Origin of the sequence: Helicobacter cetorum MIT 99-5656 (genome assembly GCF_000259275.1) — a bacterium.
In the GTDB taxonomy this organism is placed as follows: Bacteria; Campylobacterota; Campylobacteria; order Campylobacterales; family Helicobacteraceae; genus Helicobacter; species Helicobacter cetorum.
This window is the reverse complement of the sequence record NC_017735.1, coordinates 323,135-345,236: the sequence shown is the minus strand read 5'-3', so window position 1 is coordinate 345,236 and position 22,102 is coordinate 323,135. Positions and strand designations below refer to the sequence as shown.

The 22,102-nt window shown below is 36.1% G+C and carries 22 protein-coding genes, 1 tRNA gene and 1 pseudogene; 15 read left to right on the top strand and 9 right to left on the bottom strand.

Going from position 1 to position 22,102, the window contains the following annotated elements:
- The first annotated feature begins 2 nt into the window (after positions 1 to 2).
- The 10 genes and pseudogenes from HCD_RS01710 (at position 3) to HCD_RS09665 (ending at position 8,341) form a co-directional block, all read left to right on the top strand.
- Entirely contained in the window at positions 3 to 938 is a 936-nt protein-coding gene (locus HCD_RS01710; protein WP_014658901.1) for an HrgA like protein, read from the top strand.
- Positions 939 to 947: 9 nt separating this feature from the next.
- Positions 948 to 1,727 (top strand): hydroxyethylthiazole kinase, encoded by a 780-nt coding sequence (thiM, locus tag HCD_RS01705; RefSeq protein ID WP_014658900.1) that lies wholly within the window; start codon positions 948 to 950, stop codon positions 1,725 to 1,727.
- Complete coding sequence (gene thiD, locus HCD_RS01700; protein ID WP_014658899.1) at positions 1,724 to 2,533, top strand: bifunctional hydroxymethylpyrimidine kinase/phosphomethylpyrimidine kinase; 810 nt, start codon at positions 1,724 to 1,726, stop codon at positions 2,531 to 2,533. The genes thiM and thiD overlap by 4 nt, the downstream gene beginning before the upstream one ends.
- Positions 2,526 to 3,185, top strand: coding sequence for a thiamine phosphate synthase (gene thiE, locus HCD_RS01695; RefSeq protein WP_014658898.1), 660 nt, complete (start codon positions 2,526 to 2,528; stop codon positions 3,183 to 3,185). Before thiD ends, thiE begins: the two co-directional genes overlap by 8 nt.
- A gap of 112 nt (positions 3,186 to 3,297) precedes the next feature.
- A complete protein-coding gene (locus HCD_RS01690; protein WP_014658897.1) occupies positions 3,298 to 4,335 on the top strand; it encodes an N-acetylneuraminate synthase family protein in 1,038 nt (345 codons plus the stop codon).
- 82 nt (positions 4,336 to 4,417) lie between these two features.
- Complete coding sequence (gene neuC / locus HCD_RS01685) at positions 4,418 to 5,581, top strand: UDP-N-acetylglucosamine 2-epimerase (RefSeq protein ID WP_041594870.1); 1,164 nt, start codon at positions 4,418 to 4,420, stop codon at positions 5,579 to 5,581.
- Complete coding sequence (locus HCD_RS01680) at positions 5,578 to 6,228, top strand: acylneuraminate cytidylyltransferase family protein (protein WP_014658895.1); 651 nt, start codon at positions 5,578 to 5,580, stop codon at positions 6,226 to 6,228. The genes neuC and HCD_RS01680 overlap by 4 nt, the downstream gene beginning before the upstream one ends.
- Entirely contained in the window at positions 6,221 to 7,291 is a 1,071-nt protein-coding gene (locus tag HCD_RS01675; RefSeq protein ID WP_014658894.1) for an alpha-2,3-sialyltransferase, read from the top strand. The genes HCD_RS01680 and HCD_RS01675 overlap by 8 nt, the downstream gene beginning before the upstream one ends.
- A gap of 55 nt (positions 7,292 to 7,346) precedes the next feature.
- Complete coding sequence (locus HCD_RS09670) at positions 7,347 to 7,601, top strand: hypothetical protein (RefSeq protein WP_014658608.1); 255 nt, start codon at positions 7,347 to 7,349, stop codon at positions 7,599 to 7,601.
- A gap of 203 nt (positions 7,602 to 7,804) precedes the next feature.
- Positions 7,805 to 8,341, top strand: a pseudogene (locus HCD_RS09665) (IS256 family transposase).
- 292 nt (positions 8,342 to 8,633) lie between these two features.
- On the opposite strand, the gene HCD_RS01660 reads toward HCD_RS09665, so the two are convergent.
- From HCD_RS01660 to der, 9 genes are all read right to left on the bottom strand, one after another.
- Positions 8,634 to 9,371 carry a hypothetical protein gene (locus HCD_RS01660; protein ID WP_014658891.1) on the bottom strand — a complete coding sequence of 246 codons (738 nt, stop codon included), beginning with the start codon at positions 9,369 to 9,371 and terminating at the stop codon, positions 8,634 to 8,636.
- Entirely contained in the window at positions 9,372 to 10,643 is a 1,272-nt protein-coding gene (coaBC, locus tag HCD_RS01655) for a bifunctional phosphopantothenoylcysteine decarboxylase/phosphopantothenate--cysteine ligase CoaBC (RefSeq protein ID WP_014658890.1), read from the bottom strand.
- Positions 10,640 to 11,623 carry a UDP-N-acetylglucosamine 4,6-dehydratase (inverting) gene (gene pseB / locus HCD_RS01650; protein ID WP_014658889.1) on the bottom strand — a complete coding sequence of 328 codons (984 nt, stop codon included), beginning with the start codon at positions 11,621 to 11,623 and terminating at the stop codon, positions 10,640 to 10,642. Before pseB ends, coaBC begins: the two co-directional genes overlap by 4 nt.
- Before the next feature lie 9 nt (positions 11,624 to 11,632).
- The gene (locus tag HCD_RS01645; protein ID WP_014658888.1) at positions 11,633 to 13,396 is read right to left on the bottom strand and encodes an OmpP1/FadL family transporter; all 1,764 of its coding nucleotides are present in this window, start codon (positions 13,394 to 13,396) and stop codon (positions 11,633 to 11,635) included.
- A gap of 8 nt (positions 13,397 to 13,404) precedes the next feature.
- Positions 13,405 to 14,022: an HP0838 family lipoprotein gene (locus HCD_RS01640; RefSeq protein WP_014658887.1), complete on the bottom strand. Its 618-nt coding sequence runs from the start codon at positions 14,020 to 14,022 to the stop codon at positions 13,405 to 13,407.
- A gap of 27 nt (positions 14,023 to 14,049) precedes the next feature.
- Positions 14,050 to 14,658 (bottom strand): LPP20 family lipoprotein, encoded by a 609-nt coding sequence (locus tag HCD_RS01635; RefSeq protein ID WP_014658886.1) that lies wholly within the window; start codon positions 14,656 to 14,658, stop codon positions 14,050 to 14,052.
- A gap of 216 nt (positions 14,659 to 14,874) precedes the next feature.
- Positions 14,875 to 14,951 (bottom strand) — tRNA-Arg (locus HCD_RS01630).
- Positions 14,952 to 14,991: 40 nt separating this feature from the next.
- Complete coding sequence (locus HCD_RS01625) at positions 14,992 to 15,276, bottom strand: HU family DNA-binding protein (protein WP_014658885.1); 285 nt, start codon at positions 15,274 to 15,276, stop codon at positions 14,992 to 14,994.
- Positions 15,277 to 15,418: 142 nt separating this feature from the next.
- On the bottom strand, positions 15,419 to 16,825 hold the full coding sequence (gene der, locus HCD_RS01620; RefSeq protein WP_014658884.1) for a ribosome biogenesis GTPase Der: 1,407 nt from the start codon (positions 16,823 to 16,825) through the stop codon (positions 15,419 to 15,421).
- 73 nt (positions 16,826 to 16,898) lie between these two features.
- On the opposite strand from der, the gene HCD_RS01615 reads away from it, so the two are divergent.
- The 5 genes from HCD_RS01615 to guaB all read left to right on the top strand — a co-directional run bounded on the left by HCD_RS01615 (position 16,899) and on the right by guaB (position 22,080).
- Positions 16,899 to 17,714 carry a hypothetical protein gene (locus HCD_RS01615; RefSeq protein ID WP_014658883.1) on the top strand — a complete coding sequence of 272 codons (816 nt, stop codon included), beginning with the start codon at positions 16,899 to 16,901 and terminating at the stop codon, positions 17,712 to 17,714.
- A gap of 104 nt (positions 17,715 to 17,818) precedes the next feature.
- Entirely contained in the window at positions 17,819 to 18,607 is a 789-nt protein-coding gene (locus HCD_RS01610) for a spermidine synthase (protein ID WP_014658882.1), read from the top strand.
- A gap of 1 nt (position 18,608) precedes the next feature.
- Positions 18,609 to 19,199, top strand: a complete 591-nt coding sequence (coaE, locus tag HCD_RS01605) for a dephospho-CoA kinase (RefSeq protein ID WP_014658881.1) — start codon at positions 18,609 to 18,611, stop codon at positions 19,197 to 19,199.
- Positions 19,200 to 19,259: 60 nt separating this feature from the next.
- The gene (gatA, locus tag HCD_RS01600) at positions 19,260 to 20,621 is read left to right on the top strand and encodes an Asp-tRNA(Asn)/Glu-tRNA(Gln) amidotransferase subunit GatA (protein WP_014658880.1); all 1,362 of its coding nucleotides are present in this window, start codon (positions 19,260 to 19,262) and stop codon (positions 20,619 to 20,621) included.
- A 13-nt stretch (positions 20,622 to 20,634) separates the two neighbouring features.
- Positions 20,635 to 22,080, top strand: a complete 1,446-nt coding sequence (gene guaB, locus HCD_RS01595; protein ID WP_014658879.1) for an IMP dehydrogenase — start codon at positions 20,635 to 20,637, stop codon at positions 22,078 to 22,080.
- Positions 22,081 to 22,102: the final 22 nt, after the last annotated feature.

Below are 22,102 nucleotides of genomic sequence, written 5' to 3'. Positions count from 1 at the left end.
AGATGAAAAAGCTAGATATTGAAATTATTCAAAGCGTTTTAGAGATTATCAAAGAACCAATTAGCCCTAATCACATTTATTTTAAAGCTAAAGAACTTTTTAAAGAAGGCAAGATTGAAAGCATGTTTGATTGTGGGGGTAGAACTCCATGGGCGAGTATTAGTGCGTATATTTATGAAGCCCTAAAAAAGGGCGATGATTTGCCTTTTGTTAAAGTGCAAGACAAGCCAAAAATTTTAATCGCCTTAAAACAAACTAAAACTAAGGAACAGGCTTCAAACAAGAATTTTAATGAACCCACAAAAACCATTAAACACGAAAGGGATTTACACCCCTTTTTAACCTATATGGCTTATCATAATGAAAATTTGAAATGCTATACTAAAACTATCTTTCATGAAGAGAGTTTAAAATCTGCTAAAGGTGTGGATAGGTGGCTTTATCCGGATATGGTAGGGGTTAGATTTTTGTATGCAGAACTATCTAATGAAAATTTAATCGCTTTTTCTAAGAAATTTGATACTTTACCTATAAAATTAGTGAGTTTTGAGTTAAAAAGAGAAATTAGTGTGAGTAATTGTAGGGAGTGCTATTTTCAGGCGATTTCTAATAGTTCTTGGGCAAATGAAGGGTATTTAGTTAGCTGTGAAATTGATACGCAAAATTCAGAGCTTATGAGCTTATTGAAACGATTGCATGCAAGTTTTGGGATTGGCGTGATTAATTTAAGGATTGATAACATAGAAAATAGCAGTATTTTATTGAATGCTAAATATAAAGAACAGATTGATTATAATGTTGCTTTAGAACTTAGCAAGAAAAATGCTAATTTCAGTGGTTTCTTAAAGAGTATTGTAGATTTTGACCCAAATAATCAACACCGCTTTAAACAGGAGTTTGACCCTATTAAGGAGAAAAATGGACTGCACTCAAATTAAGGAAAAATCATGTTAAAGGAATTACGCCAAAAACGCCCCTTAGTGCATAATATCACTAATTATGTGGCGGCACCATTTGTGGCTAATGGTTTGTTAGCCTTAGGGGCATCGCCTTTAATGAGTGATGCTATTGTTGAAATGCAAGATTTAGCCCAAATTTCTGATGCACTCGCTATCAATATTGGCACTCTTAATGAACGCACTATTTTGTGTAGTAAGGAGGCTATTAAACATTACAAGGCTTTGAATAAACCCATTGTGCTAGACCCTGTGGGGTGTTTGGCAAGCGCTTTGCGTTATAACACAAGCTTAGAGCTTTTAGAAAGTGGGGGAATTAGTGTGCTTAGGGGTAATGTTGCAGAGCTTGGCTCTTTGGTGGATATTTCTTGTGAAAGCAAAGGCTTAGATGCGTATTATTCCACGAAGTCTATTGAAATAGTCAAGCTAGTGGCTCAAAAATATTCTGTGATAGCTGTAATGACTGGCAAGGTGGATTATGTGAGCGATGGAAAAAAAGTGTTTAGTATCAGTGGGGGGAGTGAGTATTTAGCCTTAATTACAGGGGCTGGGTGCTTACACACAGCAGTGTGTGCGAGTTTTTTAAGTTTAAAAAAAGACCCCCTACATTCTATGACACAACTTTGTGCACTCTACAAACAAGCCGCTTTTAACGCACAAAAAAAGGCGCTTGAAAATAAGGGCTCAAATGGCTCGTTCTTATTTTATTTTTTAGATGCTCTAAGCTTGTTACAAAGTGTAGAGAATAGTGTTATTAAGGAAGTGTTGTGAAGGTTTATCCACAAGTTTTAAGTATTGCTGGTAGTGATAGTGGTGGGGGTGCTGGGATACAGGCGGATTTGAAGGTGTTCCAAACTTTGGGCGTGTTTGGGACAAGTGTGATTACTGCTATAACCGCACAAAACACACAGGGTGTGCATAGGGTTTATCCCTTAAGTATAGAGAGTGTGAAAGCACAAATCTTAGCTATTAGAGATGACTTTTCTATAAAAGCGTTCAAAATCGGGGCGTTATGCAATGTTGAAATCATTGAGTGTGTAGCAAGCACCCTAGAAACTTGTAATTTTGGAGTCTGTGTTTTAGACCCGGTTATGGTGGCAAAGAATGGGGCGTTGCTTTTAGAAGAAAATGCGATTTCAAGCTTAAAAAAACACCTTTTACCTAAAACAAATTTACTAACCCCTAATCTCCCTGAAGTTTATGCCCTTACAGGGATAAAAGTGTGCGATGACAAAAGCGCTTTAAAAGCGATGTGTGTTTTAAGAGATTTAGGTGTTAAAAATGCTGTTATTAAAGGGGGGCATACCAAACATTTTCAAGGGGAATTTAGCAACGATTGGGTGTTTTTAGAAAAGGAAGAATTTATCCTAAATGCCAAGCGCTTTAATACGCCAAATACGCATGGCACGGGTTGTGTTTTGTCTAGTTTGATTGTAGGTTTACTCGCCCAAGGGTTAGATTTAAAAAATGCCATTATAAAGGCTAAGGAGTATTTAAATATTATCATTCAAAACCCCTTAAATATTGGGCATGGGCATGGGCCTTTGAATTTGTGGAGTATTAAAGAATATGTTTGATGTGAATTGTTTAAAGCTCATGTTTGTGGCTGGTTCGCAAGATTTCTACCACATAAAAGGCGATAGAGTCAAATCGCTTTTGTATACTTTGGAATTAGCTTTACAATCTAAAATCACAGCGTTTCAATTCCGCCAGAAAGGTGATTTAGATTTACAAGACAATACTGAAATCAAAAAGTTGGCTATAGAGTGTCAAAGATTGTGTGAAAAATACGGCGTGCCTTTCATCATCAATGATGATGTGCATTTGGCGTTAGAATTAAAGGCTTGTGGTGTGCATATAGGACAAGAAGATATGGCCTTAGAAAAAGCCATAACTTTATGTAAAAACCGCCTTTTTATAGGCTTGAGTGTGAACACTTTAGAACAAGCTCTAAAGGTGTATAAAATGGATGGTGTGGCATATCTAGGAATAGGTTCCATTTTTCCTACACAATCTAAAAAAGATGTCAAACAAGTTGTAGGCGCAGATTTTTTGAAACAATTGCAAGCTTTTAAAATCCAAAAGCCCCTTGTAGCCATTGGGGGGATTACCACAGATAATGTTTCAGAACTGCGAATGTGCGGGGCTAGTGGGGTTGCTGTGATTAGTGCGATTACACAAGCAAGAGACATTAGCACAGCTATTAGAGAAATTTTGTTGAATTTTTGAGAGTGTTTGAAATAAAGATATTTTTAGTTGAAATTATCAATAAGTATTTAAGCTTTAAATCCATTATTTTGGCTATGATTTGAGATAAATATTAGCAAAATGAGAGCTTGAAATGAGTTTTAGCTTAGGCAGTAGAAAAATAGGCGCTAACGAGCCACCCTTAGTGGTTGCAGAAATTGGGATTAATCATAATGGTAGTTTAGAGATTGCCAAACTTATGGTAGATGCAGCTAAAAATGCTGGCATTGAAGTCATTAAACACCAAACACATATTATTGAAGATGAAATGAGCTTAAGTGCTTTAAAAGTAATTCCAGGAAATAGTAAAAGAAGTATTTATGAGATTATGAAAAAATGTGCTTTAAGTAAGAGTGATGAAAGAGAGTTAAAAGAATATATAGAAAAACAAGGACTCATCTTTCTTTCCACGCCTTTTAGCAGAGCTGCAGCGAATTTTTTAGAGGATTTGGGTGTTGTTGGGTATAAGATTGGCTCTGGCGAAATGAATAATATTCCTTTATTAAAACATATCGCTCATTTTAAAAAGCCTATGATAATTTCTACTGGAATGCATGATTTAGAGAGCGTGAAAGAGTGTATCAGCCCTATTATAGATAAAGTGCCTTTAGCACTTTTACACACCACTAATCTCTACCCTACGCCTTTTGAACTCGTGCGATTAAATGCTATGCTGGATTTAAAAAATGCCTTTGATGTGCCGGTAGGTTTGAGTGATCATACTCTAAATAATAATGCCTGTAAATGTGCCATAGCTTTAGGGGCAAGCATAGTGGAGCGGCATTTTACAGATACTAAAGACAGAGAGGGACCTGATATTATTTGTTCTATGGACAAAAATGAGGCTAAAGATTTAGTAATAAGTGCTGAAGAAATTTTTTTAATGCGTGGTGGCGCTAAAACTAAAATTGATGAAGAGCAAGTTACACGAGACTTTGCTTTTGCGACCATGGTAGCTATAAAACCTATTAAAAAGGGTGAGAAAATCAGCACAAGTAACGCATGGGTAAAACGACCAGGGGTTAAAGGGATTCTAGCTAAAGATTATGAAAAAACTTTAGGTAGAGTGGCTAAAATTGACATCAGCATAGATGAGCATATCTGTGATGATATGCTAGAAAATGAGAAATAGGACATAAAAATGGTTTTTGATAATAACTCTCTATTTTCTCCTTTTTCTGGGGGGGGGGGGCATTAGAAAGCCCATAAACGACGTGAAAAAAATCGTTTTTGTAACTAATAGCCGAGCGGATTATGGTAAGCTCAAGCCTTTAATTAAGGCTATAAGAGATTTAAAACACTCTAAACACCCCTTAAATAATCAAATTACTTATCGTATTTTTGTGTGTGGCATGCACTTGTTAGAAAAATATGGCAACACTTATGTAGAAATTTTAAAAGATGGTTTTGAAAATGTCTTTTTAAGCAAGCCTTATGAAGATGAAATTGCTATGGATTTAGCCTTAGCTACTACTATCACGCAATTTTCATCATTCATAGCCCAAGAAAAGCCTAGTTTAATCGTGGTGCATGGGGATAGAGTAGAGAGCTTGGCATGTGCGATTGTAGCGAGTTTCAATAATATTTTATGCGCGCATGTTGAAGGAGGAGAAGTATCAGGAACCATAGATGAAAGTATCCGCCATAGTGTGTCAAAACTCGCCCATATTCATTATGTTTGTAATGAAGATGCTAAATCAAATCTTATTCAGCTAGGGGAGAAAAAAGAGCGTATTTTTAATATCGGCTCTAGCGATATTGATGTGATGTTAGGGGATTTACCTAGCTTAGAAGAAGTTTTAGAATATTATTATCAAATAGAGCGTTTTAAAAATAATTATGCGATTTTGATTTATCACCCTGTGGTGAGCGAAGTGCTTAGCTTGCCTAAACACATTTTTGAAGTGTTAGAGGCTATCAAGATGAGTGGGAAAAATTTTATTACGATTTATCCTAATAATGATCTAGGTTCAAACATTATTTTAAAAGCTTTAGAGACTTTAAAAGGGCATAAAAATTTCGTTAGTTTTCCTAGCATGCGTTTTGAATATTTTTTAACGCTTTTAAAAAACGCAGAGTTTATTATTGGCAATTCAAGTTGCGGGATACGAGAGGCTGGGGTTTATGGTGTGCCTTGTATCAATCTTGGCACAAGACAAAATAATAGAAGCAAAGCTAGTCATATCATTAACGCTAAAGAAGATAAAAACGAGATTTTATTAGCTATAGACAAGGCTTTAAATTTAAAAAATATCTTAGAAAAGAACTCTCATTTTGGCAAAGGCGATAGCGTTAAGCAATTTTTGGCGAGTTTAAGTTTGGAATTGTTTGACACGCCTACGCAAAAAAGCTTTGTAGTAAGAAAGGTGAGCGAATGATTTTAGCTTATATTCCTGCTAGAAGTGGTTCTAAGGGCGTGAAAGATAAGAATATTAAGGCATTTAGAGGTTTGCCCTTAATGGCACATACGATACTGAGTGCGTTAGATTCAAAGCTTTTTGATGAGGTTATGGTAAGCACAGATAGCGAGACTTATAAAGAAATTGCCTTAAAATATGGGGCTAGTGTGCCGTTTTTAAGAAGTCAAGAAAATTCAAGCGACACCGCCCCTACGATTTTAGGTTTGTTAGAAACTTTAGAAAATTATTCTAAAATAAACATGCACTTTAATCATGTGATGATTTTACAACCCACTTCGCCCTTAAGAGATACTAAGGATATTCTAGGTGCGTGGGAATGCTATACTAAAAATCATTTTCAAAGTCTAGCAAGCGTGCATAAAGTAGAGGTTAACCCCTTTTTGTTACGCACTCTTAAAGATGACCAACTTTCTTCGTTGCTAGGGACTAATAGCACCATTAGGCGTCAAGATATTCCTAACTTTTATCAAGTCAATGGGGCGATTTATCTTTCTCAAACAAGTGAGTTAGACAAAAAAACGAGCTTAAATGATAGCTTGATAGGTTATGAAATAGAAATTTCGCATGCCTTAGATATAGATAATTTAAAGGATTTTGATGTGTGAAAAAAATCAAAAGAAACCCCTTATCATCGCTGGCAATGGCCCTAGTATCAAAGATTTAGATTATTCGCTTTTTCCTAAAGATTTTGATGTCTTTAGATGCAATCAATTTTATTTTGAAGACAAGTATTATTTGGGTAGAGAAGTTAAGGGGGTGTTTTTTAATGCATGTGTGTTTGATTTGCAAATGAAAGTGGCTCAAGCTATGGTTAATAGTTCTGAATATGATTTAGAACAAATTTATTGTGTACATGTGGGATTATATAGTTATTTTGGTGGTTGCCAACAATTAGCACAAGAATACTTGGATAGGCATTATGTGGGGGTTCGTTCTACTTATTCGTATTTAAAGGATTTAGAGCCATTTTTTGCCTTGCATGCAAAATACCGCAATTTTTATGGTCAACATTTCACCAGTGGGATTATGATGTTACTTGTTGCGATTGCTCTAGGCTATAAAGAAATCTATTTGTGTGGGATAGATTTTTATGAAAATGGTTTTGGGCATTTTTATGAAAATAAAGGGGATTATTTTGAAGAGCGTTTTGACTCTGCCCATAATAAAAATATTGATATACAAGCCCTTGAATTAGCCAAAAACTACGCACAAATCTATGCTTTAGTGCCAAGTAGTGCTTTAGCACAAATTTTGCCCTTGTCTTTGCAAAAGGGTGTTTCTAGCGAAGTTAAAGAGTGTATTAAATTAGGAGTGCTTAAAAGTGAAAATTTCGGACAAAAAGAATTAGAAAGACAAAAAGAATTAGAAAGACAAAAAGAATTAGAAAGACAAAAAGAATTAGAAAGACAAAAAGAATTAGAAAGACAAAAAGAATTAGAAAGACAAAAAGAATTAGAAAGACAAAAAGAATTAGAAAGACAAAAAGAATTAGAAAGACAAAGTTTAAAAGTAAGATTAAAAACCGTTTTAGCTAGTAAGGGGATTGTGGGGAATAATATTATTCTTGTAGGTTTGAAAGATTGTTATTGTCTGTTTAAGGGGAGTATCGCTCTTTTGTGCGATGCGAAAGCGGTTAAATCAGTGATAGAGATAATTTTTAAGCGTTAGAGGGGTCCATTAAAAATTCTGTGTCAATCCACTAAAATAACAAAAAGGATTGATTATGACAGAACAAGAACAAAATTTTGATTTTAATAACGCAGTGCAACAAATTTTAGCAGGTAAAAAAATTAGTGGTAAAGATGGTGTTTTAGCTCCATTAGTTAAACAACTTATAGAAGCAGCACTAAAAGTTGCAATAAAAACCCATATTGCACTAAGGTTTTTAGGGGGCAATAAAAATCGTAAGAATGGTAAATCTTCTAAGACTATTAAAAGCACCGATGGAGCTTTTATACTGAATACTAAGAAGAGATAGAGCAGGAACTTTTGAACCCCAAATTGTAAAGAAAAATCAAACTAGTATCTCTAATGAAATAGAAAGATTGGATACTCTCTATGTATGGCTTAGGATTGAACTATAAGGATATTGTAAAACATATTTGAAGAAATTTATAGGATAGAGTTAAGTATAGCCACTATGAGTGCCATTACAGATAAAATCATAGACAAGCTAAGAGAATGTCCAAATTAGACTCCTTAAAGCTATCTATCCTTTTGTGTGATTTAGATGCAATCCACTATAAGATTAAAGAAGATGGTAGGTATGTTACTAAGGCGGTTTATACCATTCTAGCACTAGATTTAGAGGGTAAGAAAGAAGTTTTAGGATTATATTTAAAGTGAAAGTAAAGGGAGCTAATTTTTGGCTTAGTGTTCTTACTGATTTAAAAAAATAGCTTAGAGGATATTCTTATAGCCTTAGTTGATGGATTAAAAGGATTTCTTGAAGCTATCAATAGCATTTTTCCTAAGACTGAGGTGCAACTTTGTATAGTCCATCAGATTAGAAATTCTATTAAGTATGTTGCTAGCAAAAATCAAAAAGAGTTTTTAAAAGATTTAAAGCTAGTCTATCAAGCCTCTACTAAAGAGATAGCTGAAAGTGAGCTTATTAGACTTAATGAAAAATGGGGTAGTAAGTATCTCTTAGTGCTTAAATCTTGGCAAAATAAATGGGATAATCTCTCTTTATTTTTTAAGTATCCCCCTGCTTAGAAAGATTATCTATACGACTAACATTATTGAGCTAGTCCATAGACAATTTGAAAAAATTAACTAAAACTATAAGGGGGTTTTTCTAATGAAAATTCTTTATTAAAATTACTCTATATGGGTATTTTAAACGCTACTTCTAAATAGGGTATGCCTATTTCATAATTCTAGTCTAACCTTATCTCAATTAGCTATTTTCTTTGAGAATAGATTAAAGAGAAGTATTTAGAGATTCAAAAGGTTATAAATATGTTACTTGACACAGAATTTGGAATGGTCTCCGTTAGAGAGATTTCTAACCCAGCGTGTCTAATAGTCTCTCTTCAAATTTAAAAAGCATACTCACTTTTTCGCACACAATTTCAACACTAGCAAAGCCAAAAAGCGAATGGATTTGTTCTTCTAAAACTTCTTTGGTTCTTTGATGTGTGGCTTTTAAAAAAAGTTGCTTTTCTTTTTCTTTGAGATAAATATTGCCATTTATTTCGCCTAAGTTGGGGTAAAGGGCGTAAAAATCAACGCTCTGTTTTTTAGCTTTCATTTGTAAAAAGGCTTTTTTATGTTCATTTTGAATGACAAAACTTAAGACTTGTGATTGCAAGCTTAAAAGCATGTTAGCTAGGTTCAAAAATTCTTGAGAGCTTTTAGCATGGATTAGTTTTTCGCTCAAAAGCTCTTTGTATTCTTTCAAAGGGGTGCTTGAATCTTTAGTCAATATTTCTTTTAAATGCTTAATTTCAAGGGCTGGCAAGTCATCTAGTTCGTTTAAAATTTTGGGGGCTATGACTAGGTTTTTAAGCACAATATCGCCAAGCTGATTTCTTTGCATGGTCGCAAAATAAGGCTGATTGATTTGTAATTCTTGCTCGCTCTTAGTAGGTATGATTCTATTACCCACTTGTAAAAGAAAAAGATTTTTATCTTGTTTTTCTAGCACTTTTAAAAGAATGGGTAAAGTGGCGTTGAAATTATGCGTAGCGTTTTTAGCACTAAGGGCATTAAGCTGATTAAGGGCGTTTAGGGCTTCTAACATTTAAAGGGCATTGTCCTTGATAAAGTCAAGGATTTTAAAGCTGGCTTCTAGCTTGTTTGTAGAAGAAATGTTTTGAGTTTTATGGTGGGTAAAGAGTATTAGCTCATTTTCTAATGAACCAAAGGGGCGCTTATCTTTAATGAGATTTAAAGCGACCATTGAGCAATCTTTACCATGATTTTGAGATGGTTTTAAAAGATTTTTAGCGTTTTCTATAGCCCTTTCTTTGTTATCTTCAGCTTTAAAGCCAATTTTGACAAATTTTTTAGAATCTATAGAGGCGAGTAAATCAGTATTTTGAACGCATTCAATGTTTAGGGTTTTGCCTAGCTCGCTTTTTTTAAGCTTATGATTAAAGGTTGTTTTTGGCACATAATCGCTAATGGCAGCTAGATTAAAAAGTAGGGGCTTTTGACAATAAGGGTGTAAGCTAACATTATTCAAAGCGTTTTCATAGGATTTGGTATTACTAACTTGAATGCTTGTGATTTCTTTGGGTAGGGGGGTAGGAAAACTTGATGAAATAAAAGTTACTTTTGCCCCCTTAAAATACAAAGCCAAAGCAAGAGCGCTTGCTTGAATGCCACTAGAAAGGTTACTGATAGTGCGAACGCTATCAATCTTTTCTACACTCGCTCCGCCTATGACTATAACTTCTCTATTTTCAAAATAAGTGTCTTTTAAGAGTGTTTGGGTGGCTTTAAAAAGGATTTCTAAAACTTCAGCCATTGCCCCATTGCCTTTAGTATCGCAGGCTAAAAGGGCGTTTTGGGTTTCTAAAAGGGTGTAACCAAACTCTTTTAAGCGTTTTAAGTTGCTTTGCGTGCTAGGGGCATTAAGCATGTTGGTATTCATACTAGGAGCTAGAATCTTGGGGGTATTACAAGCTAAAAAGGTTGCGCTCACTACATTATCAGCTATTCCATAAGCAATTTTTGCCAAGCTATTAGCGCTTAAGGGAGCAAAGATGAGTAAATCAGAGTTTGTAGCACAAGCGATATGGTTATGATATAAAGCATGGTTATGATTGTAATACCATTTTTCATTATTTGCGTGCAAGACTTCGTGATGACTTAGGGCTTCAAAGCTTAAGGGGGTTACAAACTTTTTGGCATCTTCGCTCATTGCTACTTGAATATTTGCCCCACTTTTAAACAATAATCGCACTAATTCTAGGGACTTATACACCGCAATAGAGCCACTTACTAACAATAAAATGCGTTTGTTTTCTAATAATCTTAAGGGGTAAAATAAATCATCTAAAAAATTCATAATAATCTTAATAAATCCTTAGGCTCTAGCCATATGTTATTGTTATTACTACTATATTCAAAGTCAGTGGCGACTATTTGGGCTTTCTCATTAAGTTTGGTAAGGGCGTAATTTTTGGGCGTTTGAAAGCTAATGGTTGGTTGAATGATAAAAAAGCTTTCAAACTCTAGGGCTAAATGGCTTTCATCTTTAGGAATCATCACTTCGTGGAGTTTTTCGCCTGGGCGAATGCCTATGATTTTAGTGGGAATGTTTGGGGCTAGGGCTTTGGCTAAATCGGTCATTTTCATGCTAGGAATTTTTGGCACAAAAATTTCACCCCCATGCATGCGCTCTAAATTTTTTAGCACAAAATTAACCCCTTCATCTAAGGTTATCCAAAATCTTGTCATGCGAATATCAGTAATAGGAATTTCACTCGCTTTATTTTGAACTAATTTTTTAAAAAACGGCACCACGCTCCCCCGACTTCCTACCACATTACCATAACGCACCACGCTAAATTGCGTTTTTGAAGTGCCTTTAAAATTATTCGCACTCACAAAGAGCTTATCGCTACACAATTTAGTCGCCCCGTAGAGATTAATAGGGTTAGCGGCCTTATCGGTGCTTAGGGCAATGACTTGGCTAACTTCATTTTTTAAGCATGCATTAATCACATTGCTTGCCCCTATGATGTTAGTTTTGATACACTCCAAAGGATTGTATTCAGCGATAGGCACATGTTTTAAAGCAGCGGCATGGATACAAATATCCACGCCTTCTAAAGCACATTCTAAGCGCTCTAAATCTCTCACATCGCCGATAAAAAAGCGCATTCTATTGTCATTAAATTCCATTGCCATTTCGCTTTGCTTTAGCTCATCTCGGCTATAAACAATGATTTTCTTAGCTTTGGTTGTATCTAAAACTTTACGCACAAAGCATTTGCCAAAACTTCCTGTGCCACCTGTGATTAATATGGTTTTATTATCCAACATGGTTTTTCCTTACCAGCGATAACCTAATGAAGCGCTAAAAATTCTTAATTGTCCGATGGTAGGGGATTGATACAAGCTAGAGCGATTGCTCTTAAAAGTGAAACTTCCCCCTAAGCCCAAATCAAAGCCCCTAAAGTTGTATTTGGTTCCAAAAGCTATGGTGTAGCCATTAGAATCTGGAATACCTATCGCATCTTGGGGGCTTGGGGCTTGGTCGTAATTGATAGCCCCCATTAAACGCAAGCTTCTACCCATATAAGTTACGCCTAATCTAAAGGTATTGGTGTCTCTCCAGCCAGCCCCCATATTCATCACGGATTTAAAATTCGCTAGAGCGACCATTTTTTTAAGTGTCTCAGCGTTTAAAGAAGCGACCGTCCCGCTCAAGCCCCTGTAAGTAGCATTAGCAAAGTCAGGGGTTACTAAAAATTTATTTCCTTGACTCCAAAAGGTGCGTTCAAACACCCCTTCTACCCTTAAATGGTCTTTGAAAAATTGATGAGCGTATGCTAAACTCAAAGTTTGTGGTAATGAGACATTAATATTTAAATTCCCTTTAGTTAGCACATTCCCTAGAGAAGGACCAAGCTGTGTGATAGCGACCAAACCGCCTTTCATATTAAAAGTTACAGAAGAATTATACACTACAGAAAACATGCCATTTTCAAACACCCGCAAACTTCCAGCTAGTCTATACCCCCCCGACATGCCTTTTCCATTAGATTGTTGCACGACTTTGGTGGTGCCATAAAGACTCGCACTCGCTTTCACTAATCCGCTATAACTCATGATTTGTTTCAAACCACTATAAAACTCTTGACAGCTTTGAGTGTTTATATCTCCGCCAGCTTTTTGGCAATTAAGGGCAGGTTGGTAACCGATGCCCCCTAGTAATGACATCATGTTTTTTGGCACTTGATTTGCAAAAACATCATTCGGTAGGCTTAGGATTTGCTCGGCCGTAAGAACGGAATCGCCTTCTAAAGGCACATAAACGGTGTTATTAAAGCTCCCAGTCGCATAAAGTCCCCTTAGACCTAAGCCTACAGAAAAACGATTGTTAATCGTATAGCTCATGCTAGGGGCAAGCTCTACCATCATAATGAAGACATCACGCAAAAATTCTCCCCCCTTGCCATTCCATTTCATGCCTAAGCCACTAGGAGCAGTGAAACTCCCCCCAAAAGTAAAGCCATTATGCGTGCGGGTCTTGTAAAAGAATTTGGGTAGGACAAAATTAGTCGTGTTTGTCCAGCCATTGACAATTTGAGTGTCCGGCACAGAAGAGAGCGTTACCACTTTTTGATTCGTTAAGTTCATTAGTCCTTGAATGCGGTTTATGGCTGCTGATAAGCCGTCCTTACCTGCGGCACTACCGAGTGCTTTAATAATATTGCCTAATCCGATAGTGTTTATAATACCCATGATATTTTGTTGCTTTTTATCTATTTCTAGGCTAGTAACCGAATACAAACCCTGATTAGTCGTAGGAACCTTGAATGAAAAGGCTGGAATGTTAATCACAGTGGTTGTCATTTCAAATTCGCTCTTATTCTCGCCCCAGTCGTTCATAAAACCCATATTAGCCGGATTATAAAAGGTTGCATCAGCACCCCTAGCACCAGCTACATACGCAGAACCTAAAGCGGTGCCATTTAAACTTTGCTCTTGAACCTTAAAGCCATTTGCATAAGAAAGTAAGGGTAAGCCTAAGGCGATTAAATGGCGTTTTTTAAGTTTTTTAATACAGCAGAGTGGAAAAAAAGAAGTCAAAAGCTTTTTCATGGAAGTTCTTTGTCGGCATTTTCATTGTCTTCTAAATCTTGTAAAGAAGGCTCGTATTGCTCAATTCTAATGGCGATACGCTGGGTTAAATTTTGAAACGAAATCAGTCCTTTTTTGCGTTCGTATAAAATAATATCCCCACTTTTTTGAAACCTTTGAATCACATATTCAGGGGTTAAATGGCGTTTGCCTAAACCCTTAAAAATATCTCTTCCTAAAACAATATCATCAAATAAGTCAGCATAACTCACCTTGCCAAACAAATCTCTTGCAACGAGCCACTTAGCGGAGCATTTGCGAGTGAAACAAATCGTGCGTTTGGTCATAAAAATATCACCCACCTTTTGACTGAGTTTGTAAAGCGTTATTTCAATATTATGGCTTTTATCGGTTTTAATTGTGCCGTAGTCATAGAAGCGAAAAACAGGCGTGTTAATATAAATAAGTTTGAATTGCCGTAGGGCGTTTAAGGTCTCTTGCCTTTTTTTGTGTTCTTCATTAGCTTTGATTTGTGCTCTTGTTTTTGGGGTTTGCTTAGAAAAGGGGTGTTTGGAGCAAGAGACAAAAAAGAGTGCTAGGAAAAACAATAAAAAAGCACTTTTTAAATATTGCATGCGATATTTTATGAAGCGTATTGAAGTCTATCCTCTAGCTCCGCTTAAAATACGATACCAAATCCTACCATCTAATTTAAGCTCCATGCTCACTTGACACAAGCCGTCTTTATAGATGGTCTCAGTGATTTCAGCGTTACGAATAAGGGCGTTCACCTTAGTTTTAATCACAGAATTTTGTAAAATCATATCCTTCACGGTGTCTTGAGCGTTCACTCTAATGCCATACATTTTTTCACCTAACTGACGATAGCCATCCACGATAGCCGCTCGCTTGGCTAGAGCCAGAGCTTGTGAAGGCGAAATAGTAGACTCTGGAGCGACACCCATACCCACAGCACTCAACTCAATAACATTATTAGGCGTAAGAATAGGGGTGTTAGGAATGGCATTAGTAGGATTAGAACTAATGATTGGCTGGTTATTGTTTTCAAGACGAGAGCTTGGAAAGGGCTGAACGCTCTTTCTAGGGGTAAAATTAGTCGGAGGATAAATGGGGGCTTGCAATCCATTAGCTGAAGGGGGAATAAGTTGAGCGTTGCCAGAGTTGCGTTTTTTAAAAAGACTGCAACCACTCATCAAAAGAGTTACCACAAGCAATGAATTAATACCGAGAAAGGCAGAATGTAAACGCATGAATGTTGTCCTTAATGTGAGTTCATTGGGGATATTATATCATTTTTGGATTGATTTGTCATGTTTAATTAAGTTGTAAAAGTTAGAAAATGACAAGTTTGATTTGTGTTTCAAAGGAATGGGGGAAAAATAGGATTGGGGAAATATAAATCCGCCTAATCAAATGGTCTATCTAGGGTAAAAAATTTATTGAGAAAAGAACTGAACTCTTCAAGGTGGTGTCCTTGGCGGGATTCGAACCCACGACCTTACGATTAGGAATCGTACGCTCTATCCAGCTGAGCTACAAGGACATTCAGTATTACAGAAAAAAATAAGCGGGCTAAAAAAGGCTTACTTGCCCTCTTCAACCTTTTGTTTAAGAATCTTGCCAGGCTTGAATTTAGGCACCCGCTTATCTTCTGTCTTATAAGTTTTACCAGTTCCAGGAACTTTACCTTCTTTACCTTTTTGTTCTGCGGTCTCAAACTTTCCAAAACCGATTAATTCTACGCTCTCACCCTTGCTTAAGGCTGTCTCTACCGCTAATGTAAAGGCGTTTATTGCATTTTCTGCTTCTTTTTTACTGCCAAACTCACCTGATTCCTTAACTAAATCAATAAACTCTGATTTATTCATTTTGAATAACCCCTTTTTAATAAATGTTCAAAACACAAGCGATTTACCACTTTGCTTGACTTACTATGAGTCGCAATTATAATCAAATCCTAAAGATAAATCAAGCAAGGTAACGCTATTTAATGGGGGGCTGGTCTTAATATCAAGAATTAGTCTTCTCGCTCTTTTTATCCTTGGCATTGATGATTAAGGGTGTGCCTAGAAAATTAAATTCTTTTCTTAGGGTGTTAATTAAATAGCGTTTGTAGCTGAAGTGCAAGGCTTTGGGGCGATTCATCACTAGTGAGAATTGTGGGGGTTTAGTGTCAAATTGCGTGGCATAATAAATTTTAACGAGTTTGCCACCATCACTTGGTAGGGGGTGCTTTTGAGTGGCTTGAGTAATCACACTATTAAGCAAGCTTGTAGGAATACGTTTAGAAAAATATTGATAGACTTCTATAATTTTATGCTTGATTTCATCAATGTGGCGTGTTTTTAAGCAACTTGTTGTGATAATGGGGGCGTATTCTAAAAAGCGGAATTTTCGCTTCAAAGTAGCCATAATCTCTTCATAAGGGGCGTAGCGAATATCCCATTTATTTAAAATAAGAATGATACCTAAGGAGTGTTTATCAGCTAAAGAGCTAATCTTTTCATCTAATTCTACAAAAGGAGCACTCACATCTAAAACTAACAGCACGATATGAGATTTTTCTAAGGCTTTTTTGGTGCGTTCTAGGGCGTATTTTTCAATGCCTAAAATTTTGCCCCTATGTCTAATACCAGCAGTATCTACAAAGCAAATTTTTTGATTTTCTACTAGAATGGTTTCATCTATAGGGTCAATGGTTGTGCCAGCGAGATTAGAGACAATGCTTCTTTCTTTTTGTGTGAGCGCGTTTAGTAGCGAGCTTTTGCCTACATTCACCCGTCCGATAATACCTACCTGAATGATTTCTTCTTCATTTTCGCTTTCTAATTCTTTGTTTTCAATGATAGGGGCTTCTAAGCTTTCTAAAATATCTAAATCATCATCTTCTTTTAAATTTGGCAAGAGATTTAATTCATTCAATATGGCATTAATCAATGTGTTTATGCCCCTGTTGTGTGAGACTGAGATATTGAAGCTTCTGTGGCTTGAAACACCAAAAGAAGCAAACGCATATGCACGCTCTTTTTCTCTGTCATTATCAATTTTGTTGATAACTAAAAAGCAATTAGGATTGATTTTAAAAATTTCTCTAAAAAGCTTAATATCATCATCATCTGGGATAGATTTACCATCTACGACATACAAAATCAAATCGCTCATTTGAGCGGCTTTTAAATTAAAGGTTTTGATTTCTTTAGATAGAACAACATTTTTATCCATTCCGCCTGTGTCTAGCAACTCCACTTCGCTTTCATTTAGGAAAATCTTTCGCCTATTAATATCTCGTGTGGTGCCGGCAAAATCAGAAGTGATAGCGATTCTTTCTTTAGCTAGGCGGTTAAATAAAGAGCTTTTGCCTACATTAGGTTGCCCTAAAATGGCAATGGTTTTTAAAGTTTTATGATTTGTTTTCATCTGTTTTGTAGTTTCACTTTAATCAAAATTAGATTAAAATTATAGTGATTAAAGCTTAAATAAGGGTCTAGCATTGTTTTTGGTGAAAAAAATGGGCGTAGTCATGATTGTTGTAGGGTGTTTTCTAGCTTGCTCACAAGAGAGTTTTATAAAGATGCAAAAACGAGTTCATCAGCATGAAAATGATGGTTCTAGACGCCCTAGTTATGTGGACTCTGATTATAAAGTCATCAGCGAATCACTTTTGAAAGATGAGAGCTATAGAACTACAGATGAGACTAATGCTCAATCAGTCTATAACCAAGAAGACTTTTTAAACGAAGAAACTTCCTTGTATTTATTGAATGAACAAAACACTAGAGATAAGGAAAAAAGTCCGTTTTTATACCAACCTAGAAAGGGGATAAAATGGATTGAATACTCACAACAGAGCTTTTACCCTTTAAAGGACAGAGATGTTATGGTTAGTAAAAATGGCAGTAAGTTTTTTATAGAAGTGAAATCTAAGGCTTTGAAGCGTTTTTTGAATCAACAAAACAAACACAATAAAGAGCGACAAATCCAAACTTTTGCCTTTGATAACACTAAAACTCAAATCATGCAACTTAAGGGCAAAATCTTTTCGTATGTTTACACCAAGAATAAAAGTAATCTTAGCTTAAGACCCTTTTATGAAGCGTTTCAGTTAGAAAAAAAGAGCGATAATGTTTATTTGATACTAGGGGATAGAGATGTGAGTGCGATAAACATTCAAAAGTGTCAAATGGTGTTAAAAAAGCGTTCTGTGGATAAACTAGATAGTCAACACAGAGCTATTAGCATTAATTTAGATTTTAAAAAAGGGCGTTTTAAGAGCTATACGGAATTGTTTTTAGAATGTCTTAAGTGAAAATGGGGTCTGTATGGTAATGGTTTAGATATTTTGGGTAGTATGTTATTATTTGTAAAAATACATCACAAATCAAATAATCTAATATTATTAAAGGAATATTCATGTGGATAACCCAAGAAATCACGCCGTATTTGCGTAAAGAATACACTATAGAAGCTAAATTATTAGATGTAAGAAGCGAACAAAACATTTTGGAGATTTTTAAGTCTAAGGATTTTGGCGAAATCGCTATGTTAAACCATCAGTTGTTATTTAAAAATTTCTTACACATTGAAAGTGAATTACTCGCTCATATGGGGGGTTGCACCAAGAGAGAACTCCACCAAGTTTTAATCATAGGGGGCTTTGATTTAGAATTAGCCCACCAGCTTTTTAAATACGAAACACATATAGATTTTGTGCAAGCTGATGAAAAAATTTTAGATAGTTTTATTAGTTTTTTCCCCCATTTTCATGAAGTCAAAAACGATAAGAATTTTACGCATGCTAAACAGCTCCTAGACTTAGAGATTAAAAAGTATGATTTGATTTTTTGTTTAGAAGAACCCAACACACACCAAATAGATGCCCTTAAAAGAATGCTTCAAAAAGATGGCGTGTTGATTTCTGTAGCTAAACACCCCCTATTAGAGCATGTTAGCATGCAAAATGCTCTCAAAAACATGGGCGAGTTTTTTCCTATTGTTATGCCTTTTGTAGCTCCTTTAAGGATATTGAGTAATAAGGGTTATATTTATGCTTCTAAAGAAATCCACCCTTTGAAAGATTTAAGCACGCAGAAAATAGAGACTTTAGAAAATGTAAGATACTACAACGAAGATATTCATAGGGCTTCGTTTGCTCTACCTAAGAATTTACAAGAAGTTTTTAAAGGTATTATCAAATCTTAAAATGATTTTAAAAAACGCTATCGCCCTAACAGGGGGTATTGGCACAGGTAAAAGCACAACGGCTAGTTTGCTAGAATCGCAAGGTTATAAAGTCCTAGATGCAGATAAAATCGCTCATCAATTGTTGCAAGAGCAGCGCCTAGTAATTGCTAAACATTTTGGATTAGATATTTTAGAAAATGATATTCTTGATAGAAAAAAGCTTGGGGCTATTGTTTTTAGCGATAAGACAAAATTAGAGTGGTTAGAGAAATTCTTGCACCCTTTAATTCGTGAGATGATGTTAAAAGAGGCGCTTTTGTTAGATACGCTTAATAAACCATATTTTTTGGATATTCCCTTATTTTTTGAAGTGGGGGGCAAAGAACACTATCCTGTCAGTAAGGTAGTCTTAATCTATACGCCTAGAGCTTTGCAAATTAAACGCATTTTAGAGCGAGACAAACTCAAAGAAGTTAAAATATTACAACGCCTTGAATGCCAAATGGATATAGAGCAAAAACGCTTGATGAGTGATTATGTCATAGATAATAGCTCTAGTTTAAAAGATTTACAACACCACTTGGAATGTTTTTTAAAAACGCTTCTATAAGCTCGTTTTGACTTTAAGCATGTTACACTACGCATTAAATTTTTTGTAAGGCTAAGCAATATGATTACTTTAAAACAAGCCCTTTCTTTATCACAACAAGAATTAGAAACGCTTAAAAATGAGATTGATACCAAGGTTAAGGCTTCAGACTTGAACGCTTATATTAAAGCTCCTAGCATTAATGGTGCTAGTGCTAGTGGTGTGCCTATTCTTATTAAAGACAATATTAATGTTAAGGGGTGGGAGATAACTTGCTCAAGCAGGATTTTACAAGGTTATATCGCCCCTTATAACGCTAGTGTAATTGAGAGATTGCACCAAAATAATATGGCAGGATTTGGGCTTTCTAATATGGACGAATTTGCTATGGGAAGCACCACTGAATCTAGTTGCTATGGGATTACCAAAAACCCACGAGATAAAAATAGAGTGCCAGGCGGTAGTAGTGGGGGGAGTGCTGCTGCAGTTGCAGGTGGCTTAGCTATTGCAGCCTTAGGGAGCGATACGGGGGGATCTATTAGACAGCCAGCAAGCTATTGTGGGTGTGTGGGATTAAAACCTACTTATGGAAGAGTGAGCCGTTATGGACTTGTGGCGTATTGCTCTAGTTTTGACCAAATCGGGCCTATCACACAAACCGTAGAAGATGCTTCTATTTTATTTGACGCTATTAGTGGGCATGACCATAAGGATTCTACGAGTGCTTCTTTAGAACCCACTCAAACCTTTAAAAATCTCAGTAGAGAGAAGCGTTTTAAAATCGCTGTGTTAAAAGACCATATTAGAGATGCAAGTAAGGAAGTGCAACTTGCTTATGAAAACACGATTAAAGCTCTAAAAGAAATGGGGCATGAGATTATAGAAAAAGACATGCTAGATTCTCATTATCAAATCTCTATTTATTACATCATTAGCACAGCTGAAGCGAGTTCAAATTTAGCCAGATTTGATGGGGTGCGTTATGGGAGAAGGGCTGAAAATGTGAAAGATTTAAAAGAGCTTTATCTTAAGAGTCGTAGCGAGGGTTTTGGCGATGAAGTGAAACGCCGTATCATGCTAGGAAATTTTGTATTAAGTAGTGGCTATTATGATGCCTATTACTTGAAGGCTCAACAGGTGCGTTTGATGATAAAAGAGCAATACAATAAGATTTTTGAAGAAGTGGATTTGATTTTTACACCCGTTGCCCCAACGACTGCTCCCTTATTTAACCATCATGCAAGCCCATTAGACATGTATTTAAGCGACATTTATACTATAGGGGCAAATCTTAGTGGCTTACCCGCTCTTTCTTTACCTGTAGCTAAAGACTCTTTAGGCTTACCCATAGGAATGCAATTTATTTCTAAGGCTTTTGATGAGCAAAGTCTCTTAGATGTTTCCTATGCCCTAGAGCAAGAATTAAATCTAAAATTTGATTGAATAAGGATAAAAAATGAGAATTTTACAAAAGGCTTTGACTTTTGAAGATGTGTTAATGGTGCCTAGAAAATCTAGTATATTACCTAAAGATGTGAGTTTAAAATCTCGCTTAACTAAAAATATTAGTTTGAATATTCCCTTTATTAGTGCAGCTATGGATACGGTTACTGAGCATAAAACAGCCATTGCTATGGCAAGGCTTGGGGGTATTGGTATTGTGCATAAGAACATGGATATTGAAACACAAACAAAAGAAATTGCTAAGGTTAAAAAAAGTGAGAGTGGGGTGATTAATGACCCTATTTTTATCCAAGCACACAGAACTCTAGCGGACGCTAAAGCCATAACGGATAATTACAAGATTTCAGGTGTGCCTGTAGTAGATGAAAATGGTTTGCTAATTGGAATCTTAACCAATAGAGATGTGCGCTTTGAAAACGATTTGAGTAAAAAAGTAGGCGATGTGATGACAAAAATGCCTTTAGTTACCGCTCATGTAGGCATTAGTTTAGAAGAGGCAAGAATTTTAATGCACCAACACAAGATTGAAAAATTGCCTATCGTGGATAAAAATGATGTTTTAAAAGGCTTAATCACGATTAAAGACATTCATAAACGCATTGAATACCCTGATGCCAATAAAGATGATTTTGGAAGATTAAGAGTAGGGGCTGCTATTGGTGCGGGGCAATTAGATAGAGCTGAAATGCTTGTTAAAGCTGGGGTTGATGTGCTTGTTTTAGATAGTGCACATGGACATTCAATGAATATTTTACACACCTTAGAAGAGATTAAAAAAAGTTTGGTTGTAGATGTTATTGTAGGTAATGTGGTAACCAAAGATGCAACAAGTGATTTAATCAGTGCAGGGGCAGATGCAGTGAAAGTGGGTATAGGACCAGGAAGCATTTGCACTACTAGGATTGTGGCGGGAGTGGGAATGCCACAAGTGAGTGCGATTGATAATTGTGTTGAGGTAGCGTCTAAATTTGATGTTCCTATCATTGCAGATGGGGGGATTCGCTATTCAGGTGATGTGGCTAAGGCTCTAGCTTTAGGGGCTTCAAGTGTGATGATAGGCTCTTTACTAGCTGGCACAGAAGAATCTCCAGGCGATTTTATGATTTATCAAGGCCGACAATATAAAAGCTATAGGGGTATGGGTAGTATTGGGGCTATGACTAAGGGGAGCAGTGATAGGTATTTTCAAGAGGGCGTTGCGAGCGAAAAATTAGTGCCAGAAGGCATTGAAGGGCGTGTGCCTTATCGTGGCAAAGTTTCTGATATGATTTTTCAATTGGTTGGAGGTGTGCGTTCTTCTATGGGGTATCAGGGTGCGAAAAATATTTTGGAGTTGTATCAAAACGCTGAATTTGTGGAAATCACAAGTGCTGGTTTGAAAGAAAGCCATGTGCATGATGTGGATATTACCAAAGAAGCCCCTAATTATTATGGGTGAATTTTGAGAAAAAACAAGACAG

Bases quoted from the DNA above. Each gene is read 5' to 3' on its own strand.
- HCD_RS01710 (WP_014658901.1), top strand. From the start codon at position 3: ATGAAAAAGCTAGATATTGAAATTATTCAAAGCGTTTTAGAGATTATC.
- thiM (WP_014658900.1), top strand. From the start codon at position 948: ATGTTAAAGGAATTACGCCAAAAACGCCCCTTAGTGCATAATATCACT.
- thiE (WP_014658898.1), top strand. From the start codon at position 2,526: ATGTTTGATGTGAATTGTTTAAAGCTCATGTTTGTGGCTGGTTCGCAA.
- HCD_RS01690 (WP_014658897.1), top strand. From the start codon at position 3,298: ATGAGTTTTAGCTTAGGCAGTAGAAAAATAGGCGCTAACGAGCCACCC.
- HCD_RS01680 (WP_014658895.1), top strand. From the start codon at position 5,578: ATGATTTTAGCTTATATTCCTGCTAGAAGTGGTTCTAAGGGCGTGAAA.
- HCD_RS01675 (WP_014658894.1), top strand. From the start codon at position 6,221: ATGTGTGAAAAAAATCAAAAGAAACCCCTTATCATCGCTGGCAATGGC.
- HCD_RS09670 (WP_014658608.1), top strand. From the start codon at position 7,347: ATGACAGAACAAGAACAAAATTTTGATTTTAATAACGCAGTGCAACAA.
- HCD_RS01660 (WP_014658891.1), bottom strand. From the start codon at position 9,371: ATGTTAGAAGCCCTAAACGCCCTTAATCAGCTTAATGCCCTTAGTGCT.
- coaBC (WP_014658890.1), bottom strand. From the start codon at position 10,643: ATGAATTTTTTAGATGATTTATTTTACCCCTTAAGATTATTAGAAAAC.
- pseB (WP_014658889.1), bottom strand. From the start codon at position 11,623: ATGTTGGATAATAAAACCATATTAATCACAGGTGGCACAGGAAGTTTT.
- HCD_RS01640 (WP_014658887.1), bottom strand. From the start codon at position 14,022: ATGCAATATTTAAAAAGTGCTTTTTTATTGTTTTTCCTAGCACTCTTT.
- HCD_RS01635 (WP_014658886.1), bottom strand. From the start codon at position 14,658: ATGCGTTTACATTCTGCCTTTCTCGGTATTAATTCATTGCTTGTGGTA.
- HCD_RS01625 (WP_014658885.1), bottom strand. From the start codon at position 15,276: ATGAATAAATCAGAGTTTATTGATTTAGTTAAGGAATCAGGTGAGTTT.
- der (WP_014658884.1), bottom strand. From the start codon at position 16,825: ATGAAAACAAATCATAAAACTTTAAAAACCATTGCCATTTTAGGGCAA.
- HCD_RS01610 (WP_014658882.1), top strand. From the start codon at position 17,819: ATGTGGATAACCCAAGAAATCACGCCGTATTTGCGTAAAGAATACACT.
- coaE (WP_014658881.1), top strand. From the start codon at position 18,609: ATGATTTTAAAAAACGCTATCGCCCTAACAGGGGGTATTGGCACAGGT.
- gatA (WP_014658880.1), top strand. From the start codon at position 19,260: ATGATTACTTTAAAACAAGCCCTTTCTTTATCACAACAAGAATTAGAA.
- guaB (WP_014658879.1), top strand. From the start codon at position 20,635: ATGAGAATTTTACAAAAGGCTTTGACTTTTGAAGATGTGTTAATGGTG.